Source organism: Micromonospora sp. BRA006-A (assembly GCF_033433935.1).
GTDB classification, from domain to species: Bacteria; Actinomycetota; Actinomycetes; order Mycobacteriales; family Micromonosporaceae; genus Micromonospora; species Micromonospora aurantiaca.
Genome location: NZ_JANCLW010000001.1, coordinates 437,658 through 455,389, shown reverse-complemented (window position 1 = coordinate 455,389; position 17,732 = coordinate 437,658). Strand labels below are relative to the sequence as shown.

The 17,732-nt window shown below is 73.8% G+C and carries 17 protein-coding genes; 4 read left to right on the top strand and 13 right to left on the bottom strand.

Annotated elements, in window-relative coordinates; translation table 11 throughout:
• Positions 1-15: 15 nt before the first annotated feature.
• The 6 genes from topA to NMK34_RS02275 form a co-directional block, all read right to left on the bottom strand.
• On the bottom strand, positions 16-2,835 hold the full coding sequence (gene topA / locus NMK34_RS02300) for a type I DNA topoisomerase (protein ID WP_318332016.1): 2,820 nt from the start codon (positions 2,833-2,835) through the stop codon (positions 16-18).
• 269 nt (positions 2,836-3,104) lie between these two features.
• Positions 3,105-3,713 (bottom strand): hypothetical protein, encoded by a 609-nt coding sequence (locus NMK34_RS02295; protein ID WP_318332015.1) that lies wholly within the window; start codon positions 3,711-3,713, stop codon positions 3,105-3,107.
• Positions 3,704-4,246 carry a hypothetical protein gene (locus NMK34_RS02290; protein ID WP_318332014.1) on the bottom strand — a complete coding sequence of 181 codons (543 nt, stop codon included), beginning with the start codon at positions 4,244-4,246 and terminating at the stop codon, positions 3,704-3,706. The genes NMK34_RS02295 and NMK34_RS02290 overlap by 10 nt, the downstream gene beginning before the upstream one ends.
• A gap of 101 nt (positions 4,247-4,347) precedes the next feature.
• On the bottom strand, positions 4,348-6,696 hold the full coding sequence (locus NMK34_RS02285; RefSeq protein WP_318332013.1) for a sodium-translocating pyrophosphatase: 2,349 nt from the start codon (positions 6,694-6,696) through the stop codon (positions 4,348-4,350).
• A gap of 320 nt (positions 6,697-7,016) precedes the next feature.
• Positions 7,017-7,454 carry an ATP-binding protein gene (locus tag NMK34_RS02280; protein WP_013283650.1) on the bottom strand — a complete coding sequence of 146 codons (438 nt, stop codon included), beginning with the start codon at positions 7,452-7,454 and terminating at the stop codon, positions 7,017-7,019.
• Positions 7,454-7,804: an STAS domain-containing protein gene (locus NMK34_RS02275; RefSeq protein ID WP_187691961.1), complete on the bottom strand. Its 351-nt coding sequence runs from the start codon at positions 7,802-7,804 to the stop codon at positions 7,454-7,456. The genes NMK34_RS02280 and NMK34_RS02275 overlap by 1 nt, the downstream gene beginning before the upstream one ends.
• A gap of 92 nt (positions 7,805-7,896) precedes the next feature.
• On the opposite strand from NMK34_RS02275, the gene NMK34_RS02270 reads away from it, so the two are divergent.
• The 3 genes from NMK34_RS02270 (at position 7,897) to NMK34_RS02260 (ending at position 11,636) form a co-directional block, all read left to right on the top strand.
• On the top strand, positions 7,897-10,434 hold the full coding sequence (locus NMK34_RS02270) for a DEAD/DEAH box helicase (RefSeq protein ID WP_412098939.1): 2,538 nt from the start codon (positions 7,897-7,899) through the stop codon (positions 10,432-10,434).
• Between the two features lie 256 nt (positions 10,435-10,690).
• Entirely contained in the window at positions 10,691-10,897 is a 207-nt protein-coding gene (locus tag NMK34_RS02265; protein WP_269702775.1) for a hypothetical protein, read from the top strand.
• 160 nt (positions 10,898-11,057) lie between these two features.
• Positions 11,058-11,636 (top strand): hypothetical protein, encoded by a 579-nt coding sequence (locus NMK34_RS02260; RefSeq protein ID WP_091414614.1) that lies wholly within the window; start codon positions 11,058-11,060, stop codon positions 11,634-11,636.
• Positions 11,637-11,756: 120 nt separating this feature from the next.
• Here the strand turns inward: NMK34_RS02260 and NMK34_RS02255 are convergent, their stop codons facing one another.
• The 7 genes from NMK34_RS02255 to ssd form a co-directional block, all read right to left on the bottom strand.
• A complete protein-coding gene (locus NMK34_RS02255) occupies positions 11,757-12,125 on the bottom strand; it encodes an Rv3654c family TadE-like protein (RefSeq protein ID WP_318332011.1) in 369 nt (122 codons plus the stop codon).
• Between the two features lie 116 nt (positions 12,126-12,241).
• Complete coding sequence (locus tag NMK34_RS02250) at positions 12,242-12,664, bottom strand: TadE family type IV pilus minor pilin (RefSeq protein WP_412098845.1); 423 nt, start codon at positions 12,662-12,664, stop codon at positions 12,242-12,244.
• 50 nt (positions 12,665-12,714) lie between these two features.
• Positions 12,715-12,882 carry a DUF4244 domain-containing protein gene (locus tag NMK34_RS02245; protein ID WP_013283643.1) on the bottom strand — a complete coding sequence of 56 codons (168 nt, stop codon included), beginning with the start codon at positions 12,880-12,882 and terminating at the stop codon, positions 12,715-12,717.
• A gap of 23 nt (positions 12,883-12,905) precedes the next feature.
• Positions 12,906-13,634: a type II secretion system F family protein gene (locus NMK34_RS02240; RefSeq protein WP_318332010.1), complete on the bottom strand. Its 729-nt coding sequence runs from the start codon at positions 13,632-13,634 to the stop codon at positions 12,906-12,908.
• Positions 13,634-14,440 (bottom strand): hypothetical protein, encoded by an 807-nt coding sequence (locus NMK34_RS02235; RefSeq protein ID WP_412098844.1) that lies wholly within the window; start codon positions 14,438-14,440, stop codon positions 13,634-13,636. Before NMK34_RS02235 ends, NMK34_RS02240 begins: the two co-directional genes overlap by 1 nt.
• Positions 14,437-15,648, bottom strand: a complete 1,212-nt coding sequence (locus NMK34_RS02230; protein WP_318332009.1) for a TadA family conjugal transfer-associated ATPase — start codon at positions 15,646-15,648, stop codon at positions 14,437-14,439. The genes NMK34_RS02235 and NMK34_RS02230 overlap by 4 nt, the downstream gene beginning before the upstream one ends.
• A complete protein-coding gene (gene ssd / locus NMK34_RS02225) occupies positions 15,645-16,748 on the bottom strand; it encodes a septum site-determining protein Ssd (RefSeq protein WP_318332008.1) in 1,104 nt (367 codons plus the stop codon). Before ssd ends, NMK34_RS02230 begins: the two co-directional genes overlap by 4 nt.
• 247 nt (positions 16,749-16,995) lie before the next feature.
• On the opposite strand from ssd, the gene NMK34_RS02220 reads away from it, so the two are divergent.
• Positions 16,996-17,691 (top strand): hypothetical protein, encoded by a 696-nt coding sequence (locus NMK34_RS02220; RefSeq protein ID WP_318332007.1) that lies wholly within the window; start codon positions 16,996-16,998, stop codon positions 17,689-17,691.
• Positions 17,692-17,732: the final 41 nt, after the last annotated feature.

Below are 17,732 nucleotides of genomic sequence, written 5' to 3'. Positions count from 1 at the left end.
AGATCTTGGAAGGGGTCACTCGTTCGGGGTTGAGGTCGCCTTCTTGGGGGCGGACTTCTTGGCCGTCGTCTTCTTCGCCGCCGTGGTCTTCTTCGCGGCCGTCGTCTTCTTGGCGGCCGTGGTCTTCTTCGCCGGGGCGGCCTTCTTCGCGGCCTTCTTCTTCGGGGCCGGGCCCTTCGCGCGCTTCTCGGCCAGCATCTCCGACGCCTGCTCCAGCGTCAGCTCCTCCGGCGTCTGCCCGCGCCGCAGCGACGCGTTGAACTCGCCGTCCGTCACGTACGGCCCGAAGCGCCCGTCCTTGATCACCAGCGGCTTCTCGGTGAGCGGGTCGTTGCCCATCTCCCGCAGCGGCGGCGCGGCGGCCCGGCGCTGACGCGTCTTCGGGGCGGCCAGCAACGCCAGCGCCTCGTCCAGCGTGACGGTGAACATCTTGTCTTCCGAGTCCAGCGAGCGGAACTCGTCACCGCGCTTGACGTACGGGCCGTAGCGGCCGTTGTTGGCGAACACCTCGGCGCCGTCCGGGGCCACGCCGATCAGCCGGGGCAGGCGCAGCAGCTGCAACGCCTGCTCCAGGGTGAGGCTGTCCGGCGTCTGTGAGCGCAGCAGCGACGACTTGCGCTCGCCGCTGGCCACGTACGGGCCGAACCGGCCGGACTTGAGCAGGATCGGCTCGCCGGTCGACGGGTCGTCGCCGAGCTTGCGCTCACCGCCGCCGCCGAGGAACAGCTCGTGCACCTTCTCCGGGGTCAGCTCGTCCGGCGCCAGGCCCTCCGGGATCGGCGCCCGGTCACCCTGCGAGCCGCTCTCCTCGCCCTCACCCTCACCCGAGGCCGGAACCGAGGCCGAGCCCGCAACCGAGCCGGGCAGCGCCCGCTGCAGGTACGGCCCGTACCGGCCGACCCGGACGACGACCTCGCGGCCCTCGTCGTCGGTGAACAGCGGGATGGAGTTGACGCTGCGCGCGTCGATCTCGCTGAGGTTCTCGGTGACCAGCTTCTTCAGGCCACCGGCGTGCGCGATGGCCTGGTCGCCGGTGCCGTTGGTGCTGCCGAAGTAGAAGGAGGTGAGGAAGTCGACGGCGGCGTGGTCACCACCGGCGATCTCGTCCAGCTCGTTCTCCATGCTGGCGGTGAAGTCGTAGTCGATCAGGCGCGGGTAGTGCCGCTCCATCAGCCCGATCACCGCGAACGCCAGGAACGACGGGATCATGGCCTGGCCGCGCTTCACCACGTACCCGCGGTCCTGGATCGTCTGCATGATCGACGCGTACGTGGAGGGCCGGCCGATGCCCAGCTCCTCGAGGGCCTTGACCAGCGACGCCTCCGTGTAGCGGGCGGGCGGCTGGGTGTGGTGGCCCTGCGCGGCCAGCTCGTCGGCGGTCAGCGGCTGGTCCTTGACCAGCGTGGGCAGCCGCCGCTCGGCGTCCTCGGCCTCGGCGTTCTCGTCGTCGCTGGACTCGACGTACGCGCGCAGGAAGCCCGGGTCGGTGATGGTCTTGCCGGTCGCGCCGAAGTCGGCCTCCTCCTGGGCGGAGGAGACGGCGCGGATGCGCACCGACACGCTGGAGCCGACCGCGTCGGTCATCTGCGAGGCGATGGTGCGCCGCCAGATCAGCTCGTAGAGCTTGAACTCCTCGGCGGACAGCTCCTTGGCCACCTCGCCCGGGGTGCGGAAGTTGTCGCCGGCGGGGCGGATCGCCTCGTGCGCCTCCTGCGCGTTCTTCACCTTGCCGGTGTAGCGGCGCGGCTCCGGCGGCACGCTGCGCTCGCCGTACAGCTCGACGATCTGCCGGCGGGCGGCCGCGATGGCCGTCTCGGACAGGTTCACCGAGTCGGTACGCATGTAGGTGATGTAGCCGTTCTCGTACAGGCGCTGCGCGGTGCGCATCGTCTGCTGCGACGAGAACCGCAGCTTGCGGGCCGCCTCCTGCTGGAGCGTGGAGGTGATGAACGGCGCGTACGGGCGGCGGCGGTAGGGCTTCTCCTCGACCCGGGTGACGGTGAACGGCCGGTCGGCCAGGCGGGCGGCGAGCCCTCGGGCCCCGCCCTCGTCGAGGTGGACGACACCCGCACCGGCGCGAACACGACCCGTGGTCGGCTCGAAGTCCTTGCCGGTGGCGATCCGGTCACCGTTCAGCGCGACGAGCGTGGCGTTGAACGTGCGCGGGCCCTCGCCCGGCTTCGCCACGGCGAGCGTGGCCAGGATGTCCCAGTATTCAGCGGTGCGGAACGCCATCCGCTGGCGCTCCCGCTCGACCACGATCCGCGTCGCCACGGACTGCACCCGGCCCGCCGACAGCTTCGGCATGACCTTCTTCCACAGCACCGGCGAGACCTCGTAGCCGTAGAGGCGGTCGAGGATGCGCCGCGCCTCCTGGGCGTCGACCAGGTCGCGGTCGATCTCCCGGGGGTTCGCCACGGCGGCCTGGATGGCCGGCTTGGTGATCTCGTGGAAGACCATCCGCTTGACCGGCACCTTGGGCTTGAGCGTCTCCACCAGGTGCCAGGCGATGGCCTCGCCCTCGCGGTCCTCATCCGTCGCCAGGAAGATCTCGTCGACCTCCTTGGCCAGCTTCACCAGCTTGCTGATCTGCTGCTTGCGGTCGGGCGACACCACGTAGAGGGCGTGGAAGCCGTTGTCGACGTCGACGCCGAGGCGCGCCCACGGCTCACCCTTGTACTTCGCCGGGACGTCGGCGGCGTTGCGGGGCAGGTCCCGGACGTGGCCGAAGCTGGCCTCCACGACGTACCCCGGGCCGAGGTAGCCCGAGATCGTCTTGGCCTTCGCCGGTGACTCGACGATGACCAGACGGGTGGTTCCAGCGTTGCTCGGCACGTCTCTCCCCGACCTCACTCCTACGCCATGCCCGCTTCGGGCCGTGTTGCGTCACCCGGACCACAGGCGGTCCGGATGTCCAACGTAACGCGCCGTCCGCGTTCCGGGTTTCGTGGGCGGCAAACGGGCCGCCCTCCCGGCGACCGCCGGCCGCACCCTGCCGGACGGCGTCACGGTACACCGTGGGTAGGGCGACAGGCGGGTCACTGTGACGATCGCGTACACCCGGCGCAGCCGTCGCCGGGTGTCCGGCTTCGGACACCGGACGGTCAGCCGGGCGAGCCCGGCCATTCCGCCGCCGGCGCCGTCGCCGGCCGTTCCCCCACCAGTTCGGCGAGCCGCGACATGCGCCGCCCGCCGATCCGGAACGCGGGCCCACCCTCGTCCGGCTCCACGAACGCGGCCGGCAGGCCGACCGCCGCCAGCGCGGCCCGGACCACCGGCCAGGACGGCTCGTCGGCCGGTCCGAGCCGCAGCCGGAAACTGGCCGGCTCGGCCGCGCCGGCTGCGGCCGTCCAGAGCCGCAGCCGCCGTCCGTCCAGGTGGAAGCGGGCCGGCGGCCGCTTCACGCCGCCGCGCAGCCAGGCCCGCGCCAGCGGTGCCAGCATGCTCGTGTACGCGGTGCGCACCCGGTGCCGCCCGTCCTCGGTCGGCTCCCAGCTCGCCGGCACGCCCCGGGCGCCCAGCTCGGCCACCAGCACGTGCACCCGCCAGGCGGCGTCGACCACCACGGAGATGCGGGCGGTGCCGCCCATCCGCCCCACCTCACCCGGCCCGGCGAGCAGGCCGGCGAGATCCGCCAGGGCCGGATCGGCCGCCTCGGTGGAGAACAGTGAGGGCTGGCGGGCGGGGTTCGGGGCGGGAGGGGTCAGCGACACTCCGGGACCTCGTCGAAGGCCTCTTTCAGCTCGGTCGAGTTGAGTTTGCTGGTGTCCAGCGCGCTCGCGTCGTACTCCTTGTTGAGCGTGTCCACGGCGGCGCGCACGCCGTCGTAGAACGGCCCGGCCTGGGCGGTGTCGAGCCGGTCGATGGCGCCCCGGGCCCGGCCGTACGCGTCGCGCATCTTGCTCAGCGACCCGAGGAACCCGGCGGACACCTCGGCGCCGCGTTCGGCTTCGGGCACGCCCGCCTCCTCGACCTTGCGCCGGGCCGTCTCGCTGGCCTGCTCGGCGCCGGCGAAGAGCCGGACCAGGTTCTCCTTGGCCTGAGCCGGGGTGGTCTGCGCGGTCATCTGCTGCTGCGTGCTGCTGGTCAGCTTGGAGATCTCCGCCCGCCACGGGGCGAGCGCCTGGCACACCGACGCCGCCCAGACGCGAGGGCTGGGACCGCCACCGCACCCGGTGACCACGAGGACCAGCGTGGCCAGGACCACCGTGAGCTTTCCGGCGGTTGCCGCCCGGCGCGTACGCATGCGAAGCAGCGTACGACCTCCGGGCGGAACCGCCACCGCTCAGGTTTGCCGGGCACGGGGTTCCCGGCCGGCCGGGGCCGGCCGGGAACCGTCGCGTGCGATCAGGCGTTCACCGTCTCCGGACGCTGGTCCGGCGTGCCGGCCCCGCTGTCCTCGTCGGTCATCGCCACACCCTTGCGCTTGCTAAACACCACCGCGGCCGCGATGATCAGCGCGGCGACCACGGCGATCGTGATGCGCAGCGGGTTGTTCTTGTCGTCGCCCACGCTCCAGGCCACCACGGCCGGGGCGATCAGCAGCGAGACCAGGTTCATCACCTTGATCAGCGGGTTGATCGCCGGGCCGGCGGTGTCCTTGAACGGGTCGCCGACGGTGTCGCCGATGACGGTGGCGGCGTGCGCGTCGGAGCCCTTGCCGCCGTACGCGCCGTCCTCCACCAGCTTCTTGCCGTTGTCCCAGGCGCCACCGGAGTTGGCCAGGAACACCGCCATCAGCGTGCCCGCGCCGATCGCGCCGGCCAGGTACGCGGCCAGCGCGCCCGGGCCGAGGCCGAAGCCGACAGCGATCGGGGCCAGGATGGCCAGCAGACCGGGGGTCATCAGCTCGCGCTGCGCGTCCCGGGTGCAGATGTCCACGACCTTGCCGTACTCGGGCCGCTGGGTGCGGTCCATGATGCCGGGCAGCTCGCGGAACTGGCGGCGTACCTCCATCACCACGGCCCCGGCGGAGCGGGAGACCGCGTTGATGGCCAGGCCGGAGAAGAGGAACACCACAGCCGCGCCGATGATCAGGCCGACCAGGTTGCGCGGGTTGGACACGTTGAGCGAGTTGAGGATCTCGGTGCCGACGTCGCCCACACCGGCGTCCTCGTACGCCGAGCGCAGCGTGTCGGTGTACGAGCCGAACAGCGCGGTGGCGGCCAGCACCGCGGTGGCGATCGCGATGCCCTTGGTGATCGCCTTCGTGGTGTTGCCGACGGCGTCCAGCTCGGTGAGCGTCCGCGCGCCGTGCTCGTCGATGTCGCCGGACATCTCCGCCACGCCCTGCGCGTTGTCGGAGATCGGGCCGAACGTGTCCATCGCGACGATGACGCCGACGGTGGTGAGCAGGCCGGTGCCGGCCAGCGCGACCGCGAACAGCGACAGCGTGATCGAGCTGCCGCCGAGCAGGAACGCGCCGAAGACGCCGGCGCCGATCAGCAGCGCCGAGTAGACGGCCGACTCCAGGCCGACGCTGATGCCGGCGAGGATGACGGTGGCCGCGCCGGTCTGCGAGCTCTTGCCGATGTCCTGCACCGGGCGCCTGTTGGTCTCGGTGAAGTAGCCGGTCAGCGCCTGGATCGCGGCGGCCAGCACGATACCGATCACGACCGCGCCGATGGCCACCAGCCGCGGGTTGCGGTCGACGTCGGTCAGCCCGCCCTCCAGCTCGGCGAACGTGGCCGGCAGGTACGCGAACGCGGCGATCGCGACGAGCACCGCGGCGATCAGCGCGGACAGGTAGAAGGCCCGGTTGATCGCGGTGAGGCCGTTGCGGTCGCCGGCGCGCAGCCGGGTGATGAACACGCCGACGATCGCGACCAGCACGCCGATGGTGGAGATGATCAGCGGGAAGACCAGGCCGGTCTCGCCGAACGCGGCCCGGCCGAGGATCAGCGCCGCGACGAGCGTGACCGCGTACGACTCGAACAGGTCGGCGGCCATGCCGGCGCAGTCGCCGACGTTGTCGCCCACGTTGTCGGCGATGGTGGCGGCGTTGCGCGGGTCGTCCTCCGGGATGCCCTGCTCGACCTTGCCGACCAGGTCGGCGCCGACGTCGGCGGCCTTGGTGAAGATGCCGCCGCCGACCCGCATGAACATGGCGAGCAGCGCGGCGCCGAAGCCGAAGCCCTCCAGCACGGTCGGGGCGTCACCCCGGAAGATCAGCACGACCAGCGCCGCACCGAACAGGCCGAGGCCGACGGTGAGGAAGCCGACCACGCCGCCGGTGCGGAAGGCGATCTTCATGGCGCCCTCGCGCCCGCCTTCCCGCTCCCGTGCGGCCGCCGCCACCCGCAGGTTGGCGCGGGTGGCCAGCCACATGCCGGCGCCGCCGATGAACGCGCTGAACAGCGCACCCACCACGAAGAACGCCGAGCGGCCGACCTTCACCAGCGTTTCGTTGCCGTCGGTGTCGTGCACCGGCAGCAGGAAGAGCAGCACGACGGCGATCACCACGAAGATCGCCAGTGTGCGGAACTGCCGCAGCAGGTACGCCGACGCGCCCTCCTGCACCGCGCCGGAGATCTCCTGCATGTTGGTGGTTCCCTTACCGGCCGCCAGGACCGCCCTGGTGAGGGCGGCCGCGAAGACGAGCGCCACCAGCGCGATGACCGCGGCGATGACGACGTACGTCACGTTGGCTCCGGTAAGGGACAGTGCGCCGCCGTCGGCGGCCAAGGTCCCGGACATCTATGTCCTCCTGTACCGAACAACTCGCGCCGACCTGTGGAGACGCACGGGCCGACGCCTGGATGCGGACTCGCAAGCGCGCGCCAACCCACCCCGGCGGACCAGCGATGAACTCCCGTTCCCGCCGGCTACGGGATGGGATCACTTGCTGACAACCCGCGTACTGTAGCCCTCCGGCGTGGCGGAGGTCACACCGAGGGGGCACCGTGTCTCGATGATCTTCGTAACTGTGTTATGCGAAGAAATCTGATATATGGCGCGGCCAATACGACGAGGCCGCGCTCCCCCTCGGGGAACGCGGCTTGCGTGTGCGTTTCGGGTCAGGCGCGGCCGGCCGGCCAGGACATCCGCACCTCGGTGCCGACGCCGTCGTCGACCGGGCGGACCTGGAGATCCTCCACGAAACCGGCGAGCAGCGCGAAGCCCACGCCGGTGGTGAGCGCGTCCTCGCTGAGCGACTCCTTGGCCAGCTCGTCCGGGCCGAGCGCGGCCAGGCCGAGGCCCGCCTCGATCGGTGCCCGGTCCACCACCCGGACCGTGTAGCCGCCACCGTCGGACATCTCCACGTACACCGGATCGGCCAGGCCGTACTGCCGGTGCAGCGCGACCGCCCGGGTGCACGCCTCACCGATGGCCAGGCGCACCTCGTCCAGCAGGTCCTCGCGTACGCCGGCCCGCCGGGCCACCGCGACGCCGACCAGGCGGGCGGTGCGCACGTGCACCGGGGCCGGAGAGAAGGACAGCTTGACGGTCGCCATCACGCGCCGGTGGAGTCGGCGGCGATGGCCGCGTCGACCGTCGGATGCAGCGGGAAGACCTGGTCCAGGGCGGTGATCCGGAAGATCTTGAGCAGCGGCTCCTTGTCGCAGACCAGCGCGAAGGAGCCACCGGCCGAGCGCAGCCGCTTGAGCGCGCCGACGAGCACACCCAGCCCGGTCGAGTCGAGGAAGTCCACCCGGCCGAGGTCGACCACCACGTGGCGGGCCCCGCCGTCGATCAACTCCAGGAGCCGTTCCCGCAGGCGGGGGGCGGTGTAGACATCCACCTCACCACCGACCTCGAGCACCGTGTGCTCCCCCACGGTGCGGGTCGCCAGCGACAGCTCCATCGGTCCCTCCTCGGTAAACTCTCCTGGGCATCTAACCATCCCCCCGCGCGGCCCTCTCGGGTCACCGGCCACGCCCTCCCCATACCCCCACCCTGCGGTTCCCAATTCCGAACACCAGTGCGAGAGTGCAGGACGTGACCGACCACAGCCCCGGCCCGCGGCGTGCGCCGGGCGAGCTGCTGCGCCGGCTGCGGCTGCGTCACCCCACCGACCCGGTCACCCACGTCGAACGCGTCCCGGCCCGCGCCGGCGAGCCCGTGGGGTGGCCCGGCTGGGCACCGGAGGAACTGCGGGCGGCGTTCGCGCGGCGCGGCGTCACCGCCCCGTGGCGGCACCAGGCCGAGGCCGCCGAGCTGGCGTACGCGGGCCGGCACGTGGTGGTCGCCACCGGCACGGCGTCCGGCAAGTCCCTGGCGTACCAGCTTCCCGCGCTGAGCACGCTGCTCGCCGACCCGCGCGCCACGGTGCTCTACCTGGCGCCGACCAAGGCGCTCGCCGCCGACCAGCTCCGCGCCGTCGCCGGTCTCGAACTCGACGGGGTACGCCCCGCCACCTACGACGGGGACACGCCACGCGCCGAGCGGGAGTGGATCCGCCGGCACTCCCGGTTCGTGCTGACCAACCCGGACATGCTGCACCACGGCATCCTGCCCGGGCACGCCCACTGGTCCGGGTTCCTACGCCGGCTCGCGTACGTGGTGGTCGACGAGTGCCACACCTACCGGGGCGTCTTCGGCTCACACGTCGCGCACGTGCTGCGGCGGTTGCGGCGGCAGTGCGCGCGCTTCGGGCGTACACCGGTTTTCCTGCTGGCCTCCGCCACGTCGGGTGACCCGGCGGCGGCGGCCGGGCGGCTCACCGGCCTGCCCGTCACCGCCGTCACCGAGGACACGTCGCCGCGCGGCGGGGTGACGTTCGCGCTCTGGGAGCCGCCTCTGCTGCCGCCCACCGACTCGTCCGTCGACGCCGACCTCGTCCAGGTCCGGCGCTCCGCGCTGCGGGAGACCGCCGACCTGCTCGCCGACAGCGTGGTCGAGGGGGTACGCACGCTCGCGTTCGTGCGGTCCCGCCGGGGCGCCGAGGTGGTCGCCGCGAACGCCCGGCGGTCGCTCGACGAGGCGGTACCCGGGCTGGGCGACCGGGTGGCCGCCTACCGGGCCGGCTACCTGCGCGAGGAACGCCGCGAGCTGGAACGGGCGCTGCTGCACGGCGACCTGCTCGGGCTCGCCTCCACGAACGCGCTCGAACTCGGCGTCGACCTGGTCGGGCTGGACGCGGTGCTGATCTGCGGCTGGCCCGGCACCCGCGCGTCACTCTGGCAGCAGGCCGGACGGGCCGGGCGCTCCGGCGACGAGGCGCTCGCCGTGCTGGTGGCCCGGGACGACCCGCTCGACACCTACCTGGTGCACCACCCGGAGGCGCTGTTCGGGCGGCCGGTCGAGGCGACGGTGCTCGACCCGGCCAACCCGTACGTGCTCGCGCCGCAACTCGCCTGCGCCGCCCACGAGTCCCCGCTCACCCCCGCCGACCTGGACCTGTTCGGCGAGGGCGCGAAGGAGGCGGTGGACTCGCTGGTCGAGGCGGGGGCGTTGCGGCAGCGGCCCACCGGCTGGTACTGGCGGCACCGGGAACGCCCCGAGGTCGACCTGCGCGGCGAGGGCGGCGCCCCGGTGTGCGTGGTCGAGGAGTCCACCGGCCGGCTGCTCGGCACCGTCGACGGCGGGTCGGCGCACTTCCTGCTGCACACCGGCGCGGTCTACCTGCACCAGGGCGTCTCGTACGTGGTCGACTCGCTCGACCTGGCCGACGGGTGCGCGCTCGTGCACGCCGAGGAGCCGGACTGGTCCACCCACGCCCGCGACGTGACCTCGCTGTCGGTGGTGTCGGTCCGCTCGTACGTGGACGCCGGACCGGTCGGCCTGTTCCTCGGCGAGGTGGACGTGACCAGCCAGGTGGTGTCGTACCAGCGGCGGCGCATCGCCACCGGCGAGGTGATCGACACCCGCCCGCTGGACCTGCCCGCCCGGGAACTGCGCACCGTCGCGGTGTGGTTCACGCTCTCCCCCGAGTCGCTGACCGCCGCCGGTGTCGAGGCGGCGGACGTGCCGGGCGCGCTGCACGCCGCCGAGCACGCCGCCATCGGTCTGCTGCCGCTGATGGCGACGTGCGACAGGTGGGACATCGGCGGGCTGTCCACCGCCCTGCACCCGGACACCGAGGCACCCACCGTCTTCGTCTACGACGGTCACCCCGGCGGCGCGGGTTTCGCCGAGCGGGCGTACGGCACCGCCGCCGCCTGGCTGCGCGCCACCCGGGATGCGATCGCCGAGTGCGGGTGCGAGACCGGGTGCCCGTCCTGCGTCCAGTCCCCGAAGTGCGGCAACGGCAACAACCCGCTGGCCAAGGCGGAGGCCGTGAAGGTCCTCGACGTGGTGCTGACCAACCTCGCCACGGTCGGCGGCGAGGCGGCGGTGGCCGGCCCGGAGGCGGTGGCCGGCCCGGACTCGGGCACCGGCCCGGAGGCGGGCACCGGCCCGGACTCGGGCGGCCCGGAGCGCGGCGAGGTGTTGCCCCGGCAGGACGACCGGGCGGCCCGCCCAGCTCAGGCGGCCGGTGCCCCACCCGCCTGACCGCGCCGGGGCGGTTGGGGCTGCCCGCCGCAACTACGGGGAGGTTGCGGTATCGACAGGTGCTGGATCCCGCCACTTCCCCGAACTGGTGTCGATCAAGCTGGGCCGTGCGGCTCCGCGGGTGCCCAGGTGTCTGGTTGGTGGGACGGGTGCATGAGGGCAGGGCCGCCGGGGCATTGATGTATGGGAGCGCTTCCATGCATCATTTCCGGTAGCGCACAGGTGACCCGAGACCCGTCCCGCCGGAGGTGCCGCCGTGGCCGACACGATCGCCGAGACCGTCGAGCTGCTCTACACCATCGACCAGGAAAACCTCACTCCCGACCAGCAGATAGCGCTGGGCACCGCGATGGCCACGCTCGCCCAGGCGGAACGGCTGGAGCAGATCAACGAGCGTCTACGCGGCATCCACCAGGTGCTGAACACCTGGGCGATGAAGGCCACGGTCGACGGCGGTCGTTGACCTTGCGCCTGCCGTTCGGGGTACGGCGACACGGCCTGCGCGGCGTGCCGCCGCGCGGGTCCTGCGTGCGGCGACCGCTCGTCCCGCAGGGGTGGCGCGCTCGGGCGAGCGGTGGCCGGCCTGCTGTGCAAGACTCCGGCGACCCCTCGAAGGAGATCCCATGTCGCCCGACAACCTGCAGGCCCAGCACCGGTTCATCATCCGTCAACGGCTCCGGATGATGGTCAACCAGTACGAGGTGCACTCGGTCGCGCCCGACGGCTCCGAAGGTGGGCTGCTCGCGTTCGCGCAGCAGAAGCGGCTCGCCTTCAAGGAGCAGGTGACCATCTACACCGATGACTCCAAGCAGTACCCCCTTCTCGGCTTCAAGGCCCGTCAGCGGCTCGACCTCGGCGCCACCTACGACGTGACCGATCACGCGGGCAACCCCATCGGCCTGTTCCGCAAGGACTTCGCCCAGTCGCTGCTGCGCTCGACGTGGCACGTCGAGCAGCCCGGCCTGCCGCCCGCCACCGGGCAGGAGCGCAGCCTGCCGGTGGCGCTGCTGCGCCGGTTCGTCGACTCGCTCTCCTGGCTGCCGTACCACTTCGACTTCATGGCGGGCGGCCAGCCGGTGTTCTCGGTCGACCGGAAATGGGGCCTGCGGGACCGGTACTCGGTGGAGATCCAGCACCCGCAGATCGACCGCCGGCTGGTGATCGCCATGGCGGTCGGACTGGACGCCCTCCAGTCCCGCTGATCTGGCCCGACGGTTCACCCGCTGAGCCGGGCCCCGGTTCTGGGCTTCTCTCGGCCCTGCTCTCCCTCCCGGCCCGGCTCTCGATCTCGGCACGGTCCGGCTCTCGGCTCAGGCACGGTTTCACGGGTCAGGATCGGCCCGGCCCGGCCCGGCCCGGGACGTCGCGGTGGCGTCCCGGGTCAGCCCCGGCAGCGGCGCGACGCGTACCTGCGCCGTGACGATCAGGTCCAGTCCGTCGATCCGGCAACCGGTCATCCGGCCGCCGTTGGCAGAGACCAGGTCGGCCGCGCGAACGCAGGCGGCGTCGACTCCGTCGAGTACCTGACCGGCACCGGCCAGCGCACCGAAGTCCGCCGCGTTGCGGGCCTGATGCCGCGCGCACCGGGCCGCCCCGATCGCGGCACCGAACACCCCGACCAGTACGAACACCATTCCGATCGCCAGCAGGCACACGGTCGCGCCGCCTCGGTCGGCCGAGGACGTCCTCACGACAGGCTCCCCGTACTCCCCACGGACCCGCCCGCCAGCCCCGAGCCTGATCGTGACCGGCAACCCTTCCACAATGAACCGGCGTGAGGGCGGGTCGGCCGGAGAGCTGCCGGCTCTCACGGCACCGGGCCCGGTGCGCCGGGTTCCACTGCGGCCACCGCCTCCGCCGACACGACCAGCCGGGGCAGCCGCGTACCGAACGTACGGACCGGTGCCCGGACCGTCGCCGTGACCCGATCACCGGCCACCGTCACCGAGACCTCGGCGCCGTCCGGGGCGTACCGGGTTCCGGCGACCGTGCCGGACTCGCCCCGGGCCGCGGCGAGAGCCGCCTCCCGGGCCGCGTCGACACACGCGACCCGGGTACCCACCGCGTTCACCGCGGTCAGCCCGGCGACGAGGAGCAGCATGAGCGCCGGCAGGCCGGCCGCCAACTCGGCGGTGAACGAGCCCCGCTCGCACGCCACCCGCGAGCGCCACAGGCGCCACACCGCCCCGGCCCGGCGGCCGACGGTGTTCCGGGCGGGCTCGGCCGACACGTCGAGCGGGTGGAGCGACCGGCCACCACGGCCGGCCCGCCGGCGCCCGATCACTTCAGGGCCCGGTCGATGACGGCGGTCAGCGCGGACTGCACGTTGCCGGAGGTCAGCACCTTCAGCAGGATCCCGGCGAAGGCGACCGCGGCGAGGGTGCCCACCGCGTACTCGGCGGTGTTCATACCCGCGTCACCTCGCAGGCGGGTGAGGAGCTTGCGCATGTCGTACGTCCCTTCTCGATGGTTCACAGCACGTCGCCGAGAACGGCGACGATCACCGGCACCAGACCGGCGAGAATGAAGGCCGGCAGGAAGCACAGCCCGAGCGGCAGCACGATGAGCACACCCGCGCGGCGGGCCGCCGCCTCGGCCGCGGTCGACCGTTCGGCACGCAGGTCGTCGGCCAGCCGGGTCAGCGCCCGAGCGAGCGCGGCGCCGCTGTTCGACGATCTGATCGCCGCCGCGACCACGGGTTCGGCACCGGCGACGCCGTCCAGGTGCGCCCACGCCTCGCCGGGGCCGCCACCGAGCCGCAGCGTCCGGCCGACCCGGCCGAGCCGGTCCGCGAGTGGCCCGCCGAGCGCCTCCGCGACGGCCAGCACCGAGCGGTCGACAGGCGCGCCCGCCCGCAGCGCGGCGGCCAGCAGGTCAGCGGCCAGCGGCAGGTCGGCGGTCTCCCGCAGTCGCCGTTCCCGGACGGCGCGCGGCTCGATCCGGCGCAGCAGACGGTCGGCGACGACACCGGCCGGCAGCCCGAGGACCACGCCCGTCACCCCGCCGACCACCACCGCCACGGCGATCCCGGCAAGCGCTGCGCCGAGGCGTACCCGATCCGGCCACCACGCCGGGCGAGCCGGCGGCGGAGCCGGGGCGAGCCGGCGCAGCCGCCGTACCGGGCGGACGACCGGGCCGGCGACGACCAGGAGCGACGCGGCGCCGCCGAGGCAGACGGCGGCCAGCACCTGGCGCGACATCAGGCGGCCCGCCCGGGCGTGACGCCGAGCCGCTCGGCCCAGAGCAACCCGCCGACCTGCAACACGACTGCCGCCACCGCGCTACCGGCACCCACCGGCGTGTGCAGGAGCACCGCCACCGGATCCACCCCGATGCCGTAGCCGAGCCCGATCCCGCCGAGCGGCAACGCGGCGAGTAGCCAGGCGGTCGCCCGCGCCCCTGCGGCCTGGGCGGCGGCAGCGGCAAGTCCCCGGTCGGCGGCGCGGGCGTCGGCCTCGATCCGTTCCAGCAGATCGGCCAGCGGTGCGCCGGTCCGGTCGGCCAGCCTTCCGGCGGCTCGGGCCAGCCGCGCGACGCGCCCCGGGCCGTCGTCGACACCGCCGTCGGCGGGTAGCCCGGCCCGCAGGTCGGCGGCGACGGCGGCGAGCCGGTCGAGATCGCGGCGGTGCGCGAGGTCGGCCGTCCGATGGGTACGCCGGCGCAGCACCGCCCGGGCCGCGAGCACGCCGTAGGTGGCGAGCACCACTGCTGCCACCGGGCCACCGAGCAGCGCCCCGGTCACGGCACCACACAGCGCCGCCGCCGGCAGCACACGTCCGGCGGAGAGCGCCGGCGCGGGCGGACGGGCGGACGCCTTCGGCCCGGAGTCGAGCGGCCGCCGTGGCGGGTCCGGCGGTGCTGAACGCGAGCCCTTCGCCCGCTCGGCCGGAGTGCCTGCCTCGACCAGGACCGCCAGGCGCCGGGCGCGACCGGCCCGCACCGGCCAGGCGACGGCCACCGCCGCGGCGGCCAGGAGCAGGACCGCCGGCCAGAGGTGGCCGGTCACGACGGTTCCGCCGGGGTGGGCCACGCCGCCTGGAGGATCGGCGGCACCGGCGTTCCCCGCCCCCGCAGCAGGTCGGCGAGCGCCCGGGCCGCCGGACCGAGACCCCTGCCGCGTACCCAGGCCGGGACCACCCTCACCACCCGGTCGGGCCCGTCGGGCAACAGCAGGCCGATGGAGTCCAGGACACGTCCCTCGCCGGTACGGCGGAGCTGGAGGACTACCTGCAACGCGGCGGCGACCTGGGCGTGCAGCGCGAGCCGGGGCAGGCCGCCGAGCATCCCCAGCGCCTCCAGCCGGGCCGGAACGTCGGCCGGGGCGTTGGCGTGCAGCGTTCCCGCCCCACCGTCGTGGCCGGTGTTCAACGCGGCCAGCAGGTCGACCACCTCGGCGCCCCGGCACTCGCCCACTACCAGCCGGTCCGGCCGCATCCGCAGCGCCTGCCGGACCAGGTCGCCGAGCCCGACGGCACCGGCACCCTCGACGTTCGCCGTCCGCGCCTGCAGGCCGATCACGTGCGGGTGCACCGGACGCAGCTCGGCGGCGTCCTCCACCAGCACGATCCGCTCGGTGCCGGGCACCAGCCCGAGCAGCGTGTTCAGCAGCGTCGTCTTGCCGGATCCCGTGCCGCCGCTGACCAGGTACGCGAGGCGGGCCGCCACGAGCGCGGCGAGCAGCCGGGCGACCGGCCGGGGCACTGTGCCCCGCTCGACGAGTTCGTCGAGGGTGAACGGCCGCTGCCGGAAGGTACGAAGCGACAGGTAGGGCCCGTCGGTCGCCACCGGAGGCAGCACCGCGTGCAGACGGGTGCCGTCGGGCAGGCGCGCGTCGGCGTACGGGGAGGCGTCGTCGAGCCGGCGCCCGGCCGCCGAGGTGAGGCGCTGCGCCAACCGGCGTACGTCGTCGAGCGTGCCCAGCGGCACGGCGACCTGCTGAAGGCCCCGTCCCCTGTCGACCCAGACCCGCACCCCGTTCACCAGTACGTCGGTGACCTGCGGGTCGGCGAGCAGCGGTGCCAGTGGACCGGTGCCGACCAGGTCGTCGTGCACCCGGTCGGCGATCCGCAGCAGCGTGGTGTCGCCGAGCACCGCCGTCGCCGGCTCGGCGCGTACCGCGGAGACGATCGCGGCGGGCGTGACCGGGGTGGCCTCGGCGGCGAACCGGTGCCGGACCCGCGCGGCCAGTTCCCCCGGGTCGGCAGACGCGGTCACGCCGCACCCGCTGCGGACGACCCGGTCAGCTCGTCCACGAGCCGCCGGCACAGCACGGCGAGCGGCCCCCTCCCGCTCGCGCCCGGCGCCTCGCCCCGCTCCAGCCCGCGGCACAGCCCGGGCTCGGGTCGCAGCGTGCCGGCGAGCGGCAGCCCCAGCGCCCGGGACACCTCGGCCGCCCGCAGCCGGCCGGGCGCCGGACCGCGCACGATGACAGACAGATCGACGCAGTGCGGCGCGGCGACGGCGGCGACCCGGGCCGCGGCGGCCGCCGCCCGCAGCTCGGCCGGTACGACGAGCAGCGCCCGGTCGGCGGCCTGGAGCGCGATCGCCGCCGCGTCGTCGAGGTGCCGAGGCAGGTCGAGCACGACCAGGTCCCGCCCGCGCCGGCCGGCGTCGACGGTGGCGGCCATCGCCTCGGCCGGCAGGTGCCGCAGGTCGCCCCGGTCCCAGGAGAGCACCACCAGGTCGCCCCGGCTGGGCAGCGCGCGGATCAGCGACGGCGGGTCGACCCGCCCGTCCGTGCCGGCCAGTTCGGGCCAGCGCAACCCGTCGAGCTGCTCCCACCCGAGCACCAGGTCGAGGCCGCCGCCGAGCGGGTCCGCGTCGACGAGCAACGTGCGGAGCCGGGACCGGGCCGCGCTGACGGCGAGCCCACCTGCCAGCACGCTGGCTCCGGCACCGCCCCGGCCGCCGAGGACAGCCACCACCCGGCCCTGACCCGGGCCCGCCGGACCGGCCACGCACTCGGCGAACCGGTCGACCAGCCAGGGCTCGGCCGCCGGCAGTGTCGCGACGTGCTCCGCACCGATGAGTTCGGCCAACTCCGTACCCGGATCGAGCTCTCCGGAGCGACCGACCAGGACCGTGCGGGCGCGGCGGGGAAGGCGCGCCCGCAGGCAGGCCGCCGCCTGGTCGGCGCCGATGAGCACCAGCGGCGCCGGGGCCCAGCGGGCCCGGGCGGCGGCCGGGTCGGCCGCCAGCTCGACCTCGGTGCCGCCGGCCGCCGCGAGTCGCAACAGCTCGTCGAGAAGGTCGCCGTCGGAGGTGACGAGCAGGGGCAGGCGACGGTACGGCGGGAGCGGGGTACGGGGCGGCATGGCGGCCTCCATCGGTCGGACTCGGACGTGCCGGGGTGCAGCCTGCCCGGCCGGAGGAGGTGAGACGGGTGCCCTGTGGACAACGGAGGTCGTTGTGGACAGACCTCGGTGGCCCGGTTGATCTGCTATGTGCCGGAGACGGAGGCAACGAGTGGACCGTCGGCCATTGACGACGGGGACGATCAGTAACGGATAATCGGGGCCCCTCGCCGCTCGATGAACGGCACCGGCTTGCGGAATCGAGGCCATGACCGATTCACCGCACCCCCTCACACCCCCCTCGGTACGACCCCACTCACGGTCCGCCCCCACAGCCGGCGGCGAGATCTGGCTCCGCGACCCGTCGCCGACGCTGCTGGCCGCCATCGCCATCGGACTCGTGGTCGTGGTGCTGGCGAGCATCGTCAGCGTCTTCGCCACACCCCGTCGCCCCGACCTCCCGCCGCCGCTCGAAGGCCAGGCGATACTGGCGTCCCCGACGAGGGCGGGCTCGGTGACGGAGACGCCGGCCGAGTCATACGCGCCGCCGTCGGTGTCGTTCTCCAGCCGTGCCGTGCCGCCCAGCCGCACCGCCGCACCGACCCGCCGCCCCACCCCGAGCAGCCGGCCGACCTCGTCGAAGCCCACGCCTCCCCGGCCGAAGCCGCCGGTGGTCGGGCCCGGGGAACTGGCCCCGCTACCGGCCTCGCGCGAGTCTCGGCTGCGCTCGCACGGCGGCGGCCCGTCGACCTTCATCGACTTCGTCAACACCCGGGAGTCGACGGTCGTGGTCCACTGGATCAACTACGACGGCCGTCGACAGCAGTACGCGGTGCTCCGGCCCGGGCAGTCCTACCGGCAGCAGACGTACGTCGGTCATCCGTGGGTCGTGACCGACGAACGAGGCCGAGGGCTGGTGTGCTTCGAGCCGGACCGGCGGACGCTGCGCGCGGTGATCCGGTAACTCCCTTGCCGGGCCCGACCGGCGGCTGCGACGCTCCGTCG

Excerpts from the sequence above, each read along its gene's own strand:
- NMK34_RS02220 (WP_318332007.1), top strand. The coding sequence starts at position 16,996 with ATGACCGATTCACCGCACCCCCTCACACCCCCCTCGGTACGACCCCAC.
- NMK34_RS02280 (WP_013283650.1), bottom strand. The coding sequence starts at position 7,454 with ATGGCGACCGTCAAGCTGTCCTTCTCTCCGGCCCCGGTGCACGTGCGC.
- ssd (WP_318332008.1), bottom strand. The coding sequence starts at position 16,748 with ATGCCGCCCCGTACCCCGCTCCCGCCGTACCGTCGCCTGCCCCTGCTC.
- NMK34_RS02275 (WP_187691961.1), bottom strand. The coding sequence starts at position 7,804 with ATGGAGCTGTCGCTGGCGACCCGCACCGTGGGGGAGCACACGGTGCTC.
- NMK34_RS02240 (WP_318332010.1), bottom strand. The coding sequence starts at position 13,634 with ATGTCGCGCCAGGTGCTGGCCGCCGTCTGCCTCGGCGGCGCCGCGTCG.
- NMK34_RS02290 (WP_318332014.1), bottom strand. The coding sequence starts at position 4,246 with ATGCGTACGCGCCGGGCGGCAACCGCCGGAAAGCTCACGGTGGTCCTG.
- NMK34_RS02285 (WP_318332013.1), bottom strand. The coding sequence starts at position 6,696 with ATGTCCGGGACCTTGGCCGCCGACGGCGGCGCACTGTCCCTTACCGGA.
- NMK34_RS02260 (WP_091414614.1), top strand. The coding sequence starts at position 11,058 with ATGTCGCCCGACAACCTGCAGGCCCAGCACCGGTTCATCATCCGTCAA.
- NMK34_RS02245 (WP_013283643.1), bottom strand. The coding sequence starts at position 12,882 with ATGCGCAAGCTCCTCACCCGCCTGCGAGGTGACGCGGGTATGAACACC.